Source organism: Providencia sp. JUb39, assembly GCF_012272845.1.
Classification (GTDB): Bacteria; Pseudomonadota; Gammaproteobacteria; order Enterobacterales; family Enterobacteriaceae; genus Providencia; species Providencia lanzhouensis.
Genome location: NZ_JAAWXD020000001.1, coordinates 517,044 through 534,062, shown reverse-complemented (window position 1 = coordinate 534,062; position 17,019 = coordinate 517,044). Strand labels below are relative to the sequence as shown.

The following is a 17,019-nucleotide window of genomic DNA, read 5'->3' as shown; positions in this document are numbered from 1 at the left end:
CTGAATACCCATTTCTATTACTCTTAAATCATTTCATTGCGTTGCAGTTGCTACCGAGCTACCCGAGCGGGTCGTAGCGCAGAACACAGTATATTAAGTCGTCAAATAGAAAGAAGTATTGGAGGGTTGTTTGTTAACATTAAAACTGCGTGAAAAGCTGTTAACACCCATCACGCTTTACAGCGCAAAAAGGCTGGTGATTAAAAAATCACCAGCCATCAGCCTAATTACTTAAGCTGCGTTCTTGAAATTGAACTTATTTAAGTTCAACAGAAGCGCCTGCTTCTTCAAGAGATTTTTTCAGAGTTTCAGCTTCGTCTTTGCTTGCAGCTTCTTTGATAACTGCTGGAGCTGATTCTACCATGTCTTTAGCTTCTTTCAGGCCAAGACCGGTTGCGCCACGAACTGCTTTGATAACTGCAACTTTGTTTGCACCAACAGATGCCAGAACAACGTCGAATTCAGTTTTTTCTTCAGCAGCTTCAGCTGGACCCGCAGCAACAGCAACAGCTGCAGCAGCAGAAACGCCGAATTTTTCTTCCATCATAGTAATCAGTTCAACAACGTCCATTACAGACATTTCTGCAACTGCATCAAGGATTTGGTCTTTAGTGATAGACATAACAAGTGTTCCTAAAATTCAGAAATAGTTTATACGTTAAAAAGCAACGAAGGAAAGGGCTTATGCAGCTTCTTTCTGATCGCGCAGAGCAGCCAGAGTACGAACCAATTTGCCGGCAGCGGCTTCTTTCATGGTTGCCATCAGGCGTGCGATTGCTTCATCGTAAGTTGGGAGAGTTGCCAGACGATCGATATCTTTCGCTTGGATTAACTCACCTTCAAAGGCCGCAGCTTTAATCTCAAATGCTGGATTCGCTTTCGCGAACTCTTTGAACAGACGAGCGCCAGCGCCCGGATGTTCGTTAGAGAAAGCAATTAAGGTTGGACCAACAAACGCGTCTTTCAGTACATCATAAGCTGTACCTTCAACAGCACGGCGAATCAGTGTGTTACGAACAACACGGATATAAACGCCAGCTTCGCGACCTGCTTTACGCAGTTCAGTCATTTTTGCTACAGTTACGCCGCGTGAATCAGCAACAACTGCAGAAAGCGCGCCTTTGGCTACTTCGCTGACTTCAGCAACAATCGCTTGTTTGTCTTGAAGATTTAGTGCCATTAGCTTCTTGCTCCTGGATTAACCGGGAAAACCCGGGACTCACATCACTCAAACACAACATTATGTAAGAGCGCTAAAACACGGTGAGCAGAATAGAAATCCAGAATTAAATTCTAGGTATCTCTGTCACCGTCTACGCAGGTAAATTAAGTAGCTACTAGTAACTAATAAACTACACCTGCGGTCTTGGACGGGGTCTGGAAAGGCCAGACTCCATACCGAAATTTGTGGTTTGTTGAGTATATTTCTATACCCAACAAACTCGAGGCGTCAAATTTTATACAAATTTGACGCAAAGGTAAAGCCTAATTGCCGATTAGCAAATGCTAACGGAATTAAACTGCTGCTGACAGACCAGATTGGTCGATAGCAACACCTGCGCCCATGGTAGTGGACAGGCTGATTTTCTTGATGAAAACACCTTTAGCAGAAGCTGGTTTTGCTTTTTTCAGCGCGATCAGCAGTGCTTCTAAGTTTTCTTTCAGTTTGTCAGCGTCGAAATCAGCTTTACCGATAGTGGTATGGATGATTCCGTTTTTGTCGTTACGGTAACGAACCTGACCAGCTTTAGCGTTATTAACTGCTTCAGCAACGTTAGGAGTTACAGTACCAACTTTCGGGTTTGGCATTAGACCACGTGGGCCCAGAACTTGACCTAATTGGCCAACAACGCGCATTGCATCTGGAGAAGCAATAACAACGTCAAAGTTCATTTCACCAGCTTTGATTTTATCAGCCAGATCTTCCATACCAACCAGTTCAGCGCCAGCAGCTTTAGCAGCTTCAGCGTTTGCGCCTTGTGCGAACACAGCAACGCGAACTGAACGGCCAGTACCGTTTGGCAGTACAGTTGCACCACGAACGTTCTGGTCAGATTTACGAGCATCGATACCAAGATTGATAGCTACGTCAACGCTTTCAACGAATTTAGCAGTCGCTAATTCTTTCAGCAGAGCAACGGCTTCATTGATGTCATACTGTTTAGTTACATCAACTTTCTCACGGATATTGCGCATGCGCTTAGTCAGTTTAGCCATTCTATTAGTCCTCCACTACCAGGCCCATGGAACGAGCAGTACCAGCGATTGAACGCATCATCGCGTCAACGTCAGCACCAGTCATATCCGCAGCTTTAGTTTCTGCGATTTCGCGAACCTGTGCAGAAGTCACTTTACCAACTTTGTCTTTGTTCGGCTTACCAGAACCAGACTTAACGCCAGCCGCTTTTTTCAGCAGAACTGCTGCTGGTGGAGTTTTAGTTACGAAAGTGAATGAACGGTCTGCATAAACAGTAATAACAACAGGAATTGGTAAACCTTTTTCCAGGCTGTCTGTTTTTGCGTTGAACGCTTTACAGAATTCCATGATGTTCACACCTTGCTGACCCAGTGCTGGACCAACCGGTGGACTTGGGTTTGCCATACCAGCTGCTACTTGCAGCTTAACGTAGGCTTGTACTTTCTTAGCCATGAATATTTCCTCAAATTGGGTAATAACGCCTTAATGGATTAAGGCTCCCCGTTACATTAACGCCCCGCAAAATACCGTTTGCACCGTATAATGCCAAGCATAAAAAACAAAAGGCGCGAAATTGTATGAAAATTTCGCGCCTTTTGCAAGTCTGCTATTCGGATTAGTTAGGCTTTTTCTACCTGTCCGAAGTCTAACTCAACTGGAGTTGCACGACCAAAAATAGAAACAGAGACTTTTAAGCGGCTCTTTTCATAGTCGATTTCTTCAACAACACCGTTGAAGTCAGCGAATGGACCTTCGCTAACACGAACCATTTCACCTGGTTCAAATAGCGTTTTAGGACGTGGCTTATCACCAACTTGTTGTAAGCGATTCATAATCGCATCAACTTCTTTATCACTAATTGGTGCTGGACGATCTGAAGTCCCACCGATAAAGCCCATTACACGCGGAACACTGCGTACTAAGTGCCAAGAGTCATCATTCATGACCATTTGAACTAATACGTAACCAGGGAAGAATTTGCGCTCACTTTTACGGCGCTGGCCACTACGGATCTCAACAACTTCTTCAGTTGGGACCATAACATCGCCAAACAACTCTTCCATATTATGTAATTTGATATGTTCACGCAGAGACTGTGCTACGCGACCTTCAAAACCAGAGAATGCCTGAATGACATACCAGCGTTTTTTAGGTAAATCTGACATTTAGAATAACCTCAGGCTTGTAATAAATGAAACTAAACGCACTAGGATACCATCTAATCCCCACAGGATCAGTGACATTACAGCCGTTACAGCAGCAACAATCAAAGTCGTTTGTAATGCTTCCTGGCGAGTAGGCCAAATGACTTTCTTCACCTCGATGCGAGCTTCGCGCGCAAACGCCAGAGTTGCTTTACCTTTTGTGGTCCACAAAGCAACAGCACCAGCAATAGCTACTACAGCCACAACTGCAAAAGCACGCAGTGCGAGATTATATTGACGGAAGTAATAGTTGCCTACGATAGCAACTAATAATAAGGCACAGACAACTACCCATTTGAAGATGTCTGCACTGCGTCCACTTCCTTGAGCTTCGCTATTCGCACTCATAATTCAACCTGTTACCATGAAGTATGTATAAAGCTCGCTTGCCTTACCTTTGCAGTATGGCAATCAGAGCACACCAATAGAATATGCCAGCATACCCAGTAAATTTAATGACCACCCTATTTCGAAAATAAATTTCTTTTCGTGGCAGCGGTAAAATATACCATAACTTCTGAGCAAAACCTTAATAAATCTCATATAACTGCATCGGGCTCTCAATACAGTTAGTAAATCGTTGTTTCAGAGCCTATCTCACCAATAATTATGAAAACGATTGATGAGATAGGTTCTTAGGTTTAAACGCTAACATTTTAAAAACTTGAGTATAAAAAGGGCATCAGTCGATGCCCTTTTTACTAAAGTGGTTCTTTCTTATTCAGAAAGAGCGGTATTATGCAATGATTTTTGCAACAACACCCGCACCTACAGTACGACCACCTTCACGGATTGCGAAACGTAAACCATCATCCATCGCGATTGGGTGAATCAGAGTCACGATCATGTTGATGTTATCGCCTGGCATTACCATCTCTACGCCTTCTGGCAGTTCGATAGTACCGGTTACGTCAGTTGTACGGAAGTAGAACTGTGGACGGTAGCCTTTGAAGAATGGAGTATGACGACCACCTTCATCTTTGCTCAGAATATAAACTTCTGATTCGAATTGGGTGTGTGGCTTGATTGAACCTGGTTTAGCCAGTACTTGACCACGTTGAATTTCTTCACGCTTAGTACCACGCAGCAGAACACCAACGTTCTCACCCGCACGACCTTCGTCCAGCAGTTTACGGAACATTTCAACGCCAGTACAAGTAGTTTTAGCCGTTGCTTGAATACCAACGATTTCAACTTCTTCACCAACTTTGATGATACCACGCTCAACACGGCCTGTTACTACTGTACCACGACCAGAGATTGAGAATACGTCTTCGATTGGCAGCAGGAATGGCTTGTCAATTGCACGCTCTGGTTCTGGGATGTAAGAATCCAGGTAGCCTGCTAATTCAACAATTTTCGCTTCCCACTCTGGGTTGCCTTCCAGCGCTTTCAGTGCTGAACCGCGAACAACTGGAGTGTCATCGCCTGGGAAATCGTATTGAGACAGAAGTTCACGAACTTCCATTTCAACTAATTCTAACAGTTCTTCGTCGTCTACCATGTCACATTTGTTCAGGAAAACGATGATGTAAGGAACACCTACTTGGCGACCTAACAGGATGTGCTCACGAGTTTGTGGCATTGGGCCATCAGTCGCAGCAACAACCAGAATTGCACCGTCCATCTGCGCAGCACCAGTGATCATGTTTTTAACATAGTCGGCGTGACCTGGGCAGTCTACGTGTGCGTAGTGGCGAGTTGGAGTATCGTATTCTACGTGAGAAGTAGAAATGGTGATACCACGCGCTTTTTCTTCTGGTGCGTTATCGATTTGGTCGAATGCACGAGCGTTACCGCCGTAAGTTTTAGCCAGAACAGTAGTGATTGCTGCTGTCAGGGTAGTTTTACCATGGTCAACGTGGCCGATTGTACCAACGTTAACGTGCGGTTTTGAACGTTCAAATTTTTCTTTAGACACGACTCTATTCCTTATGGAGTTCCCTCTTCACGATAAAGAAGGAACTTAAATTAAAGTAGTTAAATCGATAAAAATCGATTATCTAGCGTTACGAGCTTCGATTACAGCTTGTGCAACGTTGTTTGGCGCTTCATTGTACTTCAGGAACTCCATAGAGTATGAAGCACGACCTTGTGTCTGAGAACGCAGGTCAGTAGCATAACCGAACATTTCGGACAATGGTACTTGTGCACGAACAACTTTACCAGTAGGTAAGTCATCCATACCTTCAATCATACCACGACGACGGTTCAGGTCACCAATTACATCGCCCATGTAGTCTTCTGGAGTTTCCACTTCAACTTTCATGATTGGCTCAAGCAGAACTGGTTTCGCTTTTTTGAAGCCGTCTTTAAATGCCAGCGATGCTGCCAATTTAAACGCCAATTCAGAGGAGTCAACATCATGGTAAGAACCGAAATGCAGACGAACACCCATGTTAACTACTGGATAACCAGCTAATGGACCAGACTTCAGCTGCTCTTGCAGACCTTTGTCAACCGCAGGAATGTATTCCGTAGGGATTACACCACCTTTGATTTCGTTGACAAATTCGTAGTCCATTGGCAGACCATCTTTGTCTTTCTTGTCCAGTGGGTACATATCGATAACGACATGACCGTACTGACCACGACCACCAGACTGTTTCGCGTGTTTACCTTCGATATCAGTCACTTTAGCAGTGATTGCTTCGCGGTAAGCTACTTGTGGTTTACCAACGTTCGCTTCAACTTTGAATTCACGACGCATACGGTCAACCAGAACGTCCAAGTGCAATTCACCCATACCAGCGATGATAGTCTGATTAGTCTCTTCATCACTTGATACGCGGAATGATGGGTCTTCTTGAGCCAGACGGCCTAATGCGATACCCATTTTTTCTTGGTCAGCTTTAGTTTTTGGTTCGATTGCAACAGAGATTACTGGCTCTGGGAATTCCATACGCTCCAGGATGATTGGTGCATCAACTGCACATAAAGTATCACCTGTAGTTACGTCTTTCAGACCGATAGCAGCCGCGATGTCACCAGCGCGAACTTCTTTAATCTCTTCACGCTTGTTAGCGTGCATCTGAACGATACGACCAAAACGCTCTTTCTTCGCTTTAACAGCGTTCAGAACGGTATCACCTGAGTTAACAACACCGGAGTAAACACGGAAGAATGTCAGGTTACCAACGAATGGGTCAGTTGCAATTTTAAATGCTAAAGATGAGAACGGCTCTTCGTCACTTGCATGACGTTCAGCTGGAGTATCTTTACCATCGTCCAGAACACCGTTAATTGCCGGTACATCTGTAGGAGCTGGTAAGTAATCCACGACCGCATCCAGCATCGCCTGAACACCTTTGTTCTTAAATGCAGAACCACAGGTAACCAGGATAATTTCGCTAGCAAGAACACGTTGACGTAAAGCACCTTTGATTTCTGCTTCAGTCAGTTCTTCACCGCCCAGATATTTTTCCATCAGTTCTTCTGATGCTTCTGCAGCGGATTCGATCAGGTTGTTGTGCCACTCTTCAGCCAGCTCTTGCATGTCCGCAGGGATATCTTCGTATTCGAAGGTAACGCCTTGGTCTTCATCGTTCCATTTGATTGCTTTCATTTTCAGCAAGTCAACAACACCAGTGAACGACTCTTCTGCGCCAACTGGTAATTGCAGTGGAACTGCAGTAGCTGCTAAACGAGTTTTTAACTGCTCAACAACACGTAAGAAGTTCGCACCCATACGGTCCATTTTGTTAACGAACGCGATACGTGGAACTTTATATTTGTTAGCCTGACGCCATACAGTTTCAGACTGTGGCTGAACACCACCAACCGCACAGTAAACCATTACCGCGCCATCAAGAACACGCATAGAACGTTCTACTTCGATTGTGAAGTCAACGTGTCCCGGGGTGTCGATGATGTTGATACGGTGTGGTTCATACTGCTTAGCCATACCAGACCAGAATGCAGTAGTCGCAGCTGAAGTGATAGTAATACCACGCTCTTGCTCCTGCTCCATCCAGTCCATTGTTGCAGAACCTTCGTGGGTTTCACCGATCTTATGGTTTACACCAGTATAGAACAGAATACGTTCAGAAGTTGTGGTTTTACCGGCGTCGATGTGTGCACTGATACCGATGTTACGATAGCGTGCTATGGGCGTTTGACGAGCCATTTTTTCCTCTCTCGTGGGCGTTCAATTCTTCATATAAAGGGCAGCTGAAAGCTACCCTGAGATACATCACTAAGATTGGTAAGAGATTACCAACGGTAGTGTGCGAACGCCTTGTTAGCTTCTGCCATACGGTGAACGTCTTCACGTTTCTTAACAGATGAACCTTTGTTCTCAGCAGCGTCTGATAATTCGTTTGCCAGGCGAAGTGCCATAGATTTATCACCGCGTTTACGAGCAGCATCAACGATCCAACGCATTGCCAGGGCATTACGACGAACCGGGCGAACTTCAACTGGAACTTGGTAAGTTGAACCACCAACACGGCGGGATTTAACTTCCACAGTCGGACGCACGTTATCAAGTGCTAATTCGAATGCGTCAAGTTCAGTTTTACCAGAACGCTGAGCAAGGAGCTCAAGTGCGTTATATACGATTGCTTCAGCAGTAGATTTTTTCCCGTCTACCATCAGGATATTTACAAATTTGGCCAGTAATTCTGATCCGAACTTAGGATCTGGAAGAATTTTACGTTGACCAATTACGCGACGACGTGGCATGGATATGACTCCGTTGTTAATTCAGGTTTGTCCAAAACTCTACGAGAGTATTTTGACATTAAGATTAAAAATGTTTGGCCTTACTTAACGGAAATCCATTAAGCCTTAGGTTTCTTCGCGCCGTATTTAGAACGAGCTTGCTTACGGTCTTTAACACCAGAACAGTCCAGTGCGCCGCGAACGGTGTGATAACGCACACCTGGCAAGTCTTTAACACGACCGCCACGGATCAGGATTACGGAGTGTTCCTGCAAGTTGTGGCCTTCACCACCGATGTAGGAAGATACTTCGAAACCGTTAGTTAAACGAACACGGCATACTTTACGTAATGCTGAGTTTGGTTTTTTAGGAGTGGTAGTATATACACGAGTACATACGCCACGTTTTTGCGGGCAAGCTTCCAGTGCTGGAACGTTGCTTTTCACAACTTTCGAGCTACGAGATTTGCGTACCAGCTGATTAATAGTTGCCATTATTAAAAAAGCTCCTGGTTTTTTGCTTCGTAAACACGGATTTTGACCTCGTTCGCCAACATGACGATACACGAGGACGCGAAATTTTATTGCCGACTGGCTCAGGTGTCAAGAAATATACAACTTTTAGTGACTTTATAAGGCAAAATGTTGCTTATGAGCTTCAGTTAGCTTTACAAAACCTTGATATGAGATGATAGAAACGTCATCAGCTACCTGATCTTGTAGCCCTCGGGCATGAATATCTGCATCCAAGGCATAGATTTGGGCACCGCTATTTTGTAGTTCCGCAAGATATTTGGATTGTGAAACAGCGGCAATCACACCATCTTGGAAAAGCAATATAGCGTCTTCATTGGTGATTAAACGCAATAGCGCGGAGAAATCACATTTAAATGGAGAAGTGGCTAGAGTGTATAGCATAGGTAGGATCCTACTATAGATCAAAATCCGAACACAAGATCAAATTTTGAACGCAATCTCAAAATTTGAGCACAACATCACAGGCGGATAGCCTCTCTTGGATCTGCTGGGGTGTTAAGAATTCAGGCGTCACAACCCACTCATTTTGCTGGCTAAGACCTCTTTCCTTTAATGACTCTGAACATAGGTAAATATTTTCAATGTCATAGAGAGGTAAGATCTTGAACGTCGAAATATAGTCCCGAGCTAAAATTTCTTTAGGCTGCTGATGAGCGAGTAATTGGCATACACCATCAGAAAGGAAGAATACGCTAATTTCTTCTGTCAGTGCCGAGGTTGCTAATAATGCATCCAGTCCTTCGCGCCCACTGGCACTACCATGTGGCATAGTCGTAAAAACAAAGGCTATTTTCTTCACAAGAGACCTTATCTTATAGAGTGACGTCGTTCATGATGTTCAGGTTTAAAACTGGATGGTGCGGTCAGTGGTTAACATGGATTCAGCAAGACTGCCTAAACCGCTCATGGTAAAACTTTCAGATAAGTTATGAGCAGATAGCGATAGCGCGTTAGCTTGTTCTTTATCTGTAATACCACGACGTAACCCTGCGGCAACACAGATATTCATTTCACAGCCCGATTCTTGTGCCAGTTGGCGCCATGCTTTGACCAGGTCAAATTCATCATTTGCAGGGGAAGTTAAAGCATTGCCATTAAGAACGCCATCTTGATAGAAAAACACCGTCTTCAATAAATGCCCCTCTTTAAGAAGGGCCTTGGCAAATTGATAGGCACTTGCTGATTGTGAAGTGCCGTATGTGGGGCCAGTCACTAACAAACAATAGGTTAGCGGGGTTGTTTTACTCATTCACCACTCTTAAATTGGCGGATATATAAATAGACGGTGTGCTTGGAAATATTCAGGCGGTCAGCCACTTGGTTGATAGCATCTTTGATATCAAAGATACCTTTTTCGTACAAGTTCAGAACCACTTGTTTATTTTTCGCGTTGTTAGAAACATTACGGTCATTGCTAACTTCTTCGATAGTGTATTCTAATGTTTGTGCAACCAAGTCATCGACTGAAGACGCGAAGTTGACATCCGAAGTCACTTCTTGCTTTTCTTCTGGCACAAAAGACTTAATGATTTCAGAGAATGGCACATCTAAGTTCATGTTGATACACAGTAAGCCGATAACACGTTGCTTACGGTTACGAATCGCAATCGTCACCGACTTCATTAAGTCGCCGCTTTTTGCTTTCGTAAAATAGGCTTTAGATACATTGGATTCCGCATCCGCCATATCATGAAGCATTCTTAATGCTAAGTCAGTGATAGGGGAGCCAATCTTACGCCCTGTATGCTGACCATTCGCTATTCTCACTGCTGAACATTTGAGGTCTTCTAAAGAGTGAAGAACAATTTCACAATGCTCACCAATTAGCATAGCGAGCCCGTCAACCGCAGCTTCATATGATTTTAAAATTTCGTGGTCAGTCTCAGTAAACGGCTGGTTATCAAGAATATTAATATCACTGAGGTCTTGGGATTGTAATGCATCAGACATTTCAACGTCATCCTTCTAAAGTGTATAAAATTCATCACGTCAACCAATGAGGCATTCATTATTCGACTCATTTGCCTTCATTTTATCGTACATAGTCAACGGATGTGATGATTAAAAATAAAAACGAATCTATTGAAGTTAAAACTCCGAGGCGTTGCCGTCAAGCGAATGAATGCAAGAGAGTATGTTTTATCACAAGTTTTAAAGAATATAAGATTTTTAAATGCAAATTTTTAATCGAGAATGACACAACTCTGCTTTTTTAGCATTGGATTGCGTAACTGAATGAAAAAAGCCCAGAACGAATCTGAGCTTTTTTATTTTTAACGATGTGAAATCTTATTTTGCAGCAGGTTTGATGTCTAATAACTCAACATCGAAGACAAGCGTTGAGTTTGCAGGGATACCTGGAACGCCATTTTCACCGTAAGCTAATTCTGGTGGGATAACTAATGTCATCTTGCCACCTTTCTTCAGGTTAGATAAACCTTCAGTCCAGCCTTTGATCACTGAGTTTAATGGGATAGTCAGTGGCTCGTTACGAGAATAAGAGCTATCGAATTCAGTTCCATCAACTAAAGAGCCTTTATAGTGAACAACAACGGTTTCGTCTTCTTTAGGTTTTGCGCCAGTGCCATCTTTCTCAATTTTGTACAGTAGGCCAGACTTAGTTTTCACTACGCCCTTTTCTTTTGCAAACTTCTCGCGATATTCGTCACCTTTCTTCACGTTAGCTACTGATTCAGCTTTGATTTTATCTTCAGCTGCTTTTTTCACTTGTCCTTCGAATTGACGTAATGTTTCTTCAACTTGAGCATCAGTCATTTTGCTTTTGCCGTTGAATGCATCTTGGACACCAGCCAGTAATTGAGCTTTGTCCAGATTAATACCGATCGATTTTTGCTCTTCTAAAGAATTCTGCATATAGCGACCTAAAGAGGCACCTAATGCGTATGCGTTACGCTCTTCAGCATTTTTGAAAGCGCTCGCTTGTGTTTTTGCTTCTTCTGCCATAACTTGTGGGGCAGTAAAAGCGAATGCTAATGTTGTTGCTAATAGACTTGCCTTAAACAGTGATTTCATCCTAATCTCCGATAGCTATTATTCGAGCCATACGGCTCATTTTTATTGATAGCTGTTCCTTATCTTAAAAAACAAGCTGTCAGTTAACACAAAAAATATAAGAATATCTTAGACCACATTAACAAAAAGAGGTTTCAACGCCTACACCTTTAAATAAAACTTATCTGTTGATTTGTAATGTTCGGTTATTATGATGTTTTTTTCATGATGAGAACCCATAAGGAGAGTCTAAAATGGATTCATCAGACAATTTTGAACAGCGTTTAGAACTTTTAGAAAGCAAAGTTGCTTTCCAAGAATTGACCATTGAGCAGCTTAACCAAGTGATTACAGAACAACAAATGCAGCTGTCAAAAATGCAAGAACATTTGCGCATCGTTGCGGAGAGGTTGAAAGCTTCGCAATCATCTCACCTTGCCCGCCCTGAAGAAGAGACTCCCCCTCCACATTATTAATCTCTCAGCTATTCGCCTTGATATGAAATTGGGAGATATCAATATCAGGCAATGCCACTTCTTCGGGCTTATTCAATTGAGGAACCCATTCATAGGGAACTCGATAAGCCCGATAAATCATGTTATTCCATGCGTATTGCTCGTCGGTATAAGGGGAAATATATTCCCAAACAATTTTATTTTCCTTGGTAACTTCAATAATTCGTCCATCCGCGCCCTCTGTAATCAGAGTATTACCATTAAGTAATCGTTGCGCACTGCTAACATGCGGACTATAAAATCGAAAACGATTCGTCGGCATTTTAAATCCCTGCTCATTTGCAGAATGCTGCCAAACAATATCTAAACTGATCGGGTCTATCTCCAAGACTCGAGAATAGTCACGACCCGCATTTTTTAATCCATAAAGCGAGGTTGGCGTTGCTTGCCCATAGCCTGCTTGCCAGCCATTATCAAACAGTAAAATATTCCCCGCACCCGGTAACCCTTGGGGAATAAGATGGGCATGATGTTGACCAATAATCCCCCCTAAATGTTTAACATCATCATGGGTATAATCAGGTCCAATTTGCCATACAATCTTTCTTGTTTCACGGCTGGTAATTCCAATAATATTCGCTTCCCGAGAGCTCCATATTATATTCTCAGGATGAAAATCAGCATTGCCATTATCATAGTGTTTGTTGGGGCCAAGCCAAGATAGGCTATTGATATGTAAATAATCCCCTACATCACCAACGATGAGATTAGGATTACGATAAAAGACATTTTTAGCAGTTTCAGAAAAACCGAGTTCCGAAAAGTAATCACTGAACGCCCATGTCCATACAATATTTCCCTGCCAATCAATCTCAACAAAGACGTCATCCAGTAATGGCTTATCTGATATTTGAGGATTTTGAATATTTCGATGGCAAAGTAATAATGTTTTTCCATTATGAACAGGGGATATCAAGTCAGGCGTATAATACCCGACGGGATTTCCTTCTCGTTGAAAATCATGATGCGCTCTTGCAGACCAATATTGTTTTCTGACATCATCCGTCAATGACTCGACACGATCGAATGACCAAACTTCGTTATTATCCCAATCCCGCTGAACCAACCGGGTATATTCGCGATATTTATTACCCTCTTTTGGCTTTTCATAACTCAGCAGATTGCCTTGAGGTAACATTTTGCAAGGCACGCCATCACTGTCCTGCCAAACATGAACTTCATTGCCATTCATATCAATAAGCACAGCGCCCTTATTCGCCGCTGAGAATAATGTATAACCATTCCATGCTTTATCTTGTCTATAAATTGTTGTTTTTGTAGGGTAAATAGAGGGAGTTCCCATAATAATTTTCCTAGATGATTGAGACTATGGCGCGAGATAAACAAAGAAATTAATCTCGATAAACATCATGGGAATTATAAGATAGAAAAATAACCAATTGATTTATAATAAATTTCAGTAATTACTAAATTTAATGACGGGGAATGCTTGAGACTGAATTTTGAGCAAAAAAAAGCCCAACATAAAAAATGTTGAGCCTACTTTCGAAATAAAAAACGAGTTCGTTTTTTATTGAATCTCTCTTTTAGAGATTAGTGGCAACCACAACCGCCATGCTTGTGACCGTGGCCTTGACCTTCGCCACCACCACAGCAACCGCCTTCTGAACCGTGGCTATGACCGCCACCACCACAGCAACCACCTTCGTGGTCATGGTCGTGGTCGTGGTCGTGACCATCAGCACCATGGACGTGGCCATGAGCGATTTCTTCTTCAGTTGCTTCACGGATAGCCATGACTTCAACATTAAATTTCAGGTTTTGACCTGCTAACATATGGTTACCGTCAACGATAACTTCATCGCCTTCGATGCCAGTGATTTCAACTGGAACTGGACCCATGTCAGTATCCGCTAAGAAACGCATACCCACTTCCAGCTCGTCAACGCCCATGAATACATCTTTCGGTACGCGTTGAACTAAGTTGTCATCATATTGACCATATGCATCGTCTGAAGCGACTTCAACATCGAAATGTTCGCCAACTTCACGACCTTCTAATGCTTTTTCCAGACCAGAAATTAAAGAACCACGGCCATGCAGATAGTCCATTGGCGCATTTGCCGGGGACTCATCAACTAAAACACCGTCTTCTGTTCTTACTTGGTAAGCTAAGCTTACAACCAAGTCTTTTGCTACTTTCATGACATCTCCTACGACCCGTAAGGGAAAAATTTTTGCCAATTGTACCGGAAAACAATTGTGCTGTATTGAGAATTGACAAAATTCTCTTATTCTGGGGTAAAAATTCCAATAACTTGTTCTTGCTTTCTCACATGCTCAGTCGCATCACCTTCAGCTTGACGTTGTTGATCCCCACAATTGACACATTCAACCACATCAATTTTATCTTCTCGCCACATCATTAAGGTGTCTTGAGACTTGCATTTAGGACAGGTTGCCCCAGCAATAAAACGCTTACGTGTTGCTGCCATTTTTCTACCTTACTGTTCGTTGTTCCAGCTGTGCGGTTGGCGATTTTCTCTTTGCATCTCTTTTTCGAAAAGTTCGTTGAGTTCACGCCGTGCCTCTTTAATACGCGAAATCTGCCCGCTATCGCTATTCTCATTTTCAGGAATGATATCCCTTAACATACGCATATCAAGCCGGCGGAAATGCTGTTTTGCACGATAAGCTTTATGAGGATGCATACCTGTACTAATCAGTGCCTTGCTTCCCATTTCTAACGCGCTTGAGAAGGTTTCACGGCTAAAATCCGTCACGCCACTGTGCAGTAATTCGTGAGCCTCTAAACGCCCTTTTGCACGGGCAATAATATGCAAATTCGGGAAGTTTTCTTGGCAAATACGCACAATTTCCATCACTTCTTCAGGAACATTGCTGGTGATCACAATCGCTTTGGCTTTATCCGCTCCCGCTGAGCGCAGAAGTTGTAGCTCTCGCGCATCCCCATAATAGACGGTGTAACCGTAGCGGCGCATGGTACTAATCGCGGTAACATCTTGTTCAAGCACCGTAATATTCACTTTGTTCGCCATCAATAGACGACCAACCACCTGCCCCATTCGCCCAAATCCCACTAAAATCACGTGAGGATTGGTGTCTTCCACAAACGGTTTTTCGGTGGATGTTGCTTGCTGATTATAACGGCGGTTGAGATACGCATCTATCAGCTGCATCACAAGTGGCGTTGTCATCATCGATAGCGTCACCACCACCAACAATAAATCCATTTGCCTTTCATCAATCACGCTAGCTCCGAATGCCGTGGCATAAATCACAAAGGCGAACTCACCACCTTGGCTAAGCACCCCTGAGAATTGCGCTCGGGCGCCTGTACGTAAACGTGCCACAAATCCCAGCACATATAAGACAAGCGCTTTCACAGCGACCAGCACCAAAACTGCCAATAAAACTTGAGGGAGATAAGCCCACAATACTTGTAAATTTAATGACATACCGACGGAAATGAAAAACAGCCCCAGCAGCAAACCTTTAAACGGCTCGATATTGATTTCAAGTTCATGACGAAATTCCGTCTCAGCGAGCATCACCCCCGCCATAAACGTCCCCAAGGCCATTGAAAAGCCAAGGCTTTCCATTATCAATGCGGAACCCAGTACGACTAACAACGCCGCTGCGGTAAAAATTTCATGCACGCCCGATTTCGCTGCAAGCCTAAATAATGGTCGTAGTAAATAACGTCCGACAATCCATAATCCCGCAAACGCCACCACTTTCAATCCAATTTTGTACCAATCGCTGCTTCCCGTATCACCTGCCAACAGCGGAATCAGCGCCATAATCGGGATTACCGCCATATCTTGGAACAGTAAAACAGAAAAACCGAGCTGCCCACTTTCTTGATTGGACATCCCTTTTTCATTCATTAATTGCAGTGCCATTGCTGTGGAGGACATCGCCATCCCCAGCCCACCAACCACTGCTGCCTGCCAAGAAAACTGAGCAAGAAACAGGATCCCTGCCATCAAAGCTGCGGTCACAACCACTTGAATGGTGCCGACACCAAAAATCGATCGGTGCAGCTCCCATAGTTTCGAGGGCTTCAGTTCCAACCCAATCAAAAACATTAAGAAGACAACACCCAGTTCCGAGAAATGCAGGATGTCATCCACATTGCGAATAAAGCCCAATACAAATGGACCAATCGCAATCCCTGCCAGTAAATAACCTAACACCGCACCCAAACGGATTTTTTGGGCAATTGGCACCATCACCACACCGGCGCATAGAAATATGATCACCGATTCAAATAGATTTAATTCATCCATTTGAAATATCTCCCGTATTGAGGGGTTGTCTCATCCATTGCTTATACTCTTCAACCATTTGCTGTAACTGTTGTGGGCTCTGTCGGCGGGCAGAATAGATAATGTTCGGTTCCATCCAGTGCATATCACACATCAATGAGGTCAACTCAAATGGACGAAGGATTTCAGATAATGGATAACGATTATAACCACCATATTGGTAAGCTTCTTCTGGCTCTCCAGTAGTAATAATCGAGCGCCAATACTTGCCTTTCAATTTTTGGTATCCTTGGTCTGTGGCAAATCGGCGAGTCAGAACTTGGTCAAACCACTCTTTTAATAGCGCGGGGCAACTATAAGTATACAGCGGGTGCTGAAATACGATGACATCATGCTGGCAAAGCAGCTTTTGTTCTGCGGTGACATCAATAAAATAATCGGGATATGTTGCGTATAAATCGTGGATAGTGACATTGTCAAAATCGCGCACTGCATTTAACAACAGACGATTAGCAACAGATTCATGGGGGTCTGGGTGAGCGTAGACCACGAGCACTTTTGGCGTATTTGACATCTTTCCCTCCTCAAAGGCGTGTCAGGCGGATAATTTTCCGTTACCATGCAGCCTGCTAAATGTAC

Annotated in this window: 21 protein-coding genes; 1 reads left to right on the top strand and 20 read right to left on the bottom strand. The window is 43.5% G+C overall.

All coding sequences use genetic code 11. From position 1 onward, the window contains the following. Positions 1-256: 256 nt before the first annotated feature. The 15 genes from rplL to fkpA form a co-directional block, all read right to left on the bottom strand. The gene (rplL, locus tag HFU86_RS02395) at positions 257-622 is read right to left on the bottom strand and encodes a 50S ribosomal protein L7/L12 (RefSeq protein ID WP_006657047.1); all 366 of its coding nucleotides are present in this window, start codon (positions 620-622) and stop codon (positions 257-259) included. Positions 623-682: 60 nt separating this feature from the next. Continuing rightward, a complete protein-coding gene (gene rplJ / locus HFU86_RS02390; RefSeq protein WP_006657046.1) occupies positions 683-1,180 on the bottom strand; it encodes a 50S ribosomal protein L10 in 498 nt (165 codons plus the stop codon). 335 nt (positions 1,181-1,515) lie between these two features. After that, entirely contained in the window at positions 1,516-2,217 is a 702-nt protein-coding gene (gene rplA / locus HFU86_RS02385) for a 50S ribosomal protein L1 (RefSeq protein ID WP_132497207.1), read from the bottom strand. 4 nt (positions 2,218-2,221) lie between these two features. Continuing rightward, positions 2,222-2,650 (bottom strand): 50S ribosomal protein L11, encoded by a 429-nt coding sequence (gene rplK, locus HFU86_RS02380; protein WP_006657044.1) that lies wholly within the window; start codon positions 2,648-2,650, stop codon positions 2,222-2,224. Positions 2,651-2,817: 167 nt separating this feature from the next. Next, on the bottom strand, positions 2,818-3,363 hold the full coding sequence (gene nusG / locus HFU86_RS02375) for a transcription termination/antitermination protein NusG (RefSeq protein WP_006657043.1): 546 nt from the start codon (positions 3,361-3,363) through the stop codon (positions 2,818-2,820). Beyond that, positions 3,364-3,750 (bottom strand): preprotein translocase subunit SecE, encoded by a 387-nt coding sequence (gene secE / locus HFU86_RS02370; RefSeq protein WP_006657042.1) that lies wholly within the window; start codon positions 3,748-3,750, stop codon positions 3,364-3,366. A gap of 388 nt (positions 3,751-4,138) precedes the next feature. Next, positions 4,139-5,323, bottom strand: coding sequence for an elongation factor Tu (gene tuf / locus HFU86_RS02365; RefSeq protein ID WP_187128653.1), 1,185 nt, complete (start codon positions 5,321-5,323; stop codon positions 4,139-4,141). Between the two features lie 78 nt (positions 5,324-5,401). Beyond that, positions 5,402-7,528, bottom strand: a complete 2,127-nt coding sequence (fusA, locus tag HFU86_RS02360; RefSeq protein WP_036948738.1) for an elongation factor G — start codon at positions 7,526-7,528, stop codon at positions 5,402-5,404. Positions 7,529-7,614: 86 nt separating this feature from the next. Then, positions 7,615-8,085 carry a 30S ribosomal protein S7 gene (rpsG, locus tag HFU86_RS02355; protein ID WP_006813694.1) on the bottom strand — a complete coding sequence of 157 codons (471 nt, stop codon included), beginning with the start codon at positions 8,083-8,085 and terminating at the stop codon, positions 7,615-7,617. A 98-nt stretch (positions 8,086-8,183) separates the two neighbouring features. Next, positions 8,184-8,558: a 30S ribosomal protein S12 gene (gene rpsL / locus HFU86_RS02350; RefSeq protein WP_004265905.1), complete on the bottom strand. Its 375-nt coding sequence runs from the start codon at positions 8,556-8,558 to the stop codon at positions 8,184-8,186. Positions 8,559-8,693: 135 nt separating this feature from the next. After that, positions 8,694-8,981 carry a sulfurtransferase complex subunit TusB gene (gene tusB / locus HFU86_RS02345; protein ID WP_036948734.1) on the bottom strand — a complete coding sequence of 96 codons (288 nt, stop codon included), beginning with the start codon at positions 8,979-8,981 and terminating at the stop codon, positions 8,694-8,696. Positions 8,982-9,039: 58 nt separating this feature from the next. Continuing rightward, a complete protein-coding gene (gene tusC, locus HFU86_RS02340) occupies positions 9,040-9,399 on the bottom strand; it encodes a sulfurtransferase complex subunit TusC (RefSeq protein WP_132496959.1) in 360 nt (119 codons plus the stop codon). Between the two features lie 45 nt (positions 9,400-9,444). Continuing rightward, positions 9,445-9,849 carry a sulfurtransferase complex subunit TusD gene (gene tusD / locus HFU86_RS02335; protein ID WP_187128652.1) on the bottom strand — a complete coding sequence of 135 codons (405 nt, stop codon included), beginning with the start codon at positions 9,847-9,849 and terminating at the stop codon, positions 9,445-9,447. Continuing rightward, positions 9,846-10,550 carry a helix-turn-helix transcriptional regulator gene (locus tag HFU86_RS02330; protein ID WP_036948726.1) on the bottom strand — a complete coding sequence of 235 codons (705 nt, stop codon included), beginning with the start codon at positions 10,548-10,550 and terminating at the stop codon, positions 9,846-9,848. Before HFU86_RS02330 ends, tusD begins: the two co-directional genes overlap by 4 nt. 339 nt (positions 10,551-10,889) lie before the next feature. Next, positions 10,890-11,633 carry an FKBP-type peptidyl-prolyl cis-trans isomerase gene (gene fkpA / locus HFU86_RS02325; RefSeq protein WP_036948748.1) on the bottom strand — a complete coding sequence of 248 codons (744 nt, stop codon included), beginning with the start codon at positions 11,631-11,633 and terminating at the stop codon, positions 10,890-10,892. A gap of 233 nt (positions 11,634-11,866) precedes the next feature. On the opposite strand from fkpA, the gene HFU86_RS02320 reads away from it, so the two are divergent. Continuing rightward, complete coding sequence (locus tag HFU86_RS02320; protein ID WP_036948724.1) at positions 11,867-12,088, top strand: SlyX family protein; 222 nt, start codon at positions 11,867-11,869, stop codon at positions 12,086-12,088. 4 nt (positions 12,089-12,092) lie between these two features. Here the strand turns inward: HFU86_RS02320 and HFU86_RS02315 are convergent, their stop codons facing one another. The 5 genes from HFU86_RS02315 to kefG form a co-directional block, all read right to left on the bottom strand. Then, positions 12,093-13,430, bottom strand: a complete 1,338-nt coding sequence (locus HFU86_RS02315) for an aryl-sulfate sulfotransferase (protein ID WP_187128651.1) — start codon at positions 13,428-13,430, stop codon at positions 12,093-12,095. A gap of 251 nt (positions 13,431-13,681) precedes the next feature. After that, on the bottom strand, positions 13,682-14,293 hold the full coding sequence (slyD, locus tag HFU86_RS02310) for a peptidylprolyl isomerase (protein WP_187128650.1): 612 nt from the start codon (positions 14,291-14,293) through the stop codon (positions 13,682-13,684). Positions 14,294-14,379: 86 nt separating this feature from the next. Further along, positions 14,380-14,583 (bottom strand): YheV family putative zinc ribbon protein, encoded by a 204-nt coding sequence (locus tag HFU86_RS02305; RefSeq protein ID WP_036948717.1) that lies wholly within the window; start codon positions 14,581-14,583, stop codon positions 14,380-14,382. 9 nt (positions 14,584-14,592) lie between these two features. Next, positions 14,593-16,401: a glutathione-regulated potassium-efflux system protein KefB gene (gene kefB, locus HFU86_RS02300; RefSeq protein WP_187128649.1), complete on the bottom strand. Its 1,809-nt coding sequence runs from the start codon at positions 16,399-16,401 to the stop codon at positions 14,593-14,595. Beyond that, positions 16,394-16,954: a glutathione-regulated potassium-efflux system ancillary protein KefG gene (kefG, locus tag HFU86_RS02295; RefSeq protein WP_181477889.1), complete on the bottom strand. Its 561-nt coding sequence runs from the start codon at positions 16,952-16,954 to the stop codon at positions 16,394-16,396. The genes kefB and kefG overlap by 8 nt, the downstream gene beginning before the upstream one ends. Positions 16,955-17,019 lie beyond the last annotated feature (65 nt).

Bases quoted from the DNA above. Each gene is read 5' to 3' on its own strand.
- rplL (WP_006657047.1), bottom strand. From the start codon at position 622: ATGTCTATCACTAAAGACCAAATCCTTGATGCAGTTGCAGAAATGTCT.
- rplJ (WP_006657046.1), bottom strand. From the start codon at position 1,180: ATGGCACTAAATCTTCAAGACAAACAAGCGATTGTTGCTGAAGTCAGC.
- rplA (WP_132497207.1), bottom strand. From the start codon at position 2,217: ATGGCTAAACTGACTAAGCGCATGCGCAATATCCGTGAGAAAGTTGAT.
- rplK (WP_006657044.1), bottom strand. From the start codon at position 2,650: ATGGCTAAGAAAGTACAAGCCTACGTTAAGCTGCAAGTAGCAGCTGGT.
- nusG (WP_006657043.1), bottom strand. From the start codon at position 3,363: ATGTCAGATTTACCTAAAAAACGCTGGTATGTCATTCAGGCATTCTCT.
- secE (WP_006657042.1), bottom strand. From the start codon at position 3,750: ATGAGTGCGAATAGCGAAGCTCAAGGAAGTGGACGCAGTGCAGACATC.
- fusA (WP_036948738.1), bottom strand. From the start codon at position 7,528: ATGGCTCGTCAAACGCCCATAGCACGCTATCGTAACATCGGTATCAGT.
- rpsG (WP_006813694.1), bottom strand. From the start codon at position 8,085: ATGCCACGTCGTCGCGTAATTGGTCAACGTAAAATTCTTCCAGATCCT.
- rpsL (WP_004265905.1), bottom strand. From the start codon at position 8,558: ATGGCAACTATTAATCAGCTGGTACGCAAATCTCGTAGCTCGAAAGTT.
- tusB (WP_036948734.1), bottom strand. From the start codon at position 8,981: ATGCTATACACTCTAGCCACTTCTCCATTTAAATGTGATTTCTCCGCG.
- tusD (WP_187128652.1), bottom strand. From the start codon at position 9,849: ATGAGTAAAACAACCCCGCTAACCTATTGTTTGTTAGTGACTGGCCCC.
- HFU86_RS02330 (WP_036948726.1), bottom strand. From the start codon at position 10,550: ATGTCTGATGCATTACAATCCCAAGACCTCAGTGATATTAATATTCTT.
- fkpA (WP_036948748.1), bottom strand. From the start codon at position 11,633: ATGAAATCACTGTTTAAGGCAAGTCTATTAGCAACAACATTAGCATTC.
- HFU86_RS02320 (WP_036948724.1), top strand. From the start codon at position 11,867: ATGGATTCATCAGACAATTTTGAACAGCGTTTAGAACTTTTAGAAAGC.
- HFU86_RS02315 (WP_187128651.1), bottom strand. From the start codon at position 13,430: ATGGGAACTCCCTCTATTTACCCTACAAAAACAACAATTTATAGACAA.
- slyD (WP_187128650.1), bottom strand. From the start codon at position 14,293: ATGAAAGTAGCAAAAGACTTGGTTGTAAGCTTAGCTTACCAAGTAAGA.
- HFU86_RS02305 (WP_036948717.1), bottom strand. From the start codon at position 14,583: ATGGCAGCAACACGTAAGCGTTTTATTGCTGGGGCAACCTGTCCTAAA.
- kefB (WP_187128649.1), bottom strand. From the start codon at position 16,401: ATGGATGAATTAAATCTATTTGAATCGGTGATCATATTTCTATGCGCC.
- kefG (WP_181477889.1), bottom strand. From the start codon at position 16,954: ATGTCAAATACGCCAAAAGTGCTCGTGGTCTACGCTCACCCAGACCCC.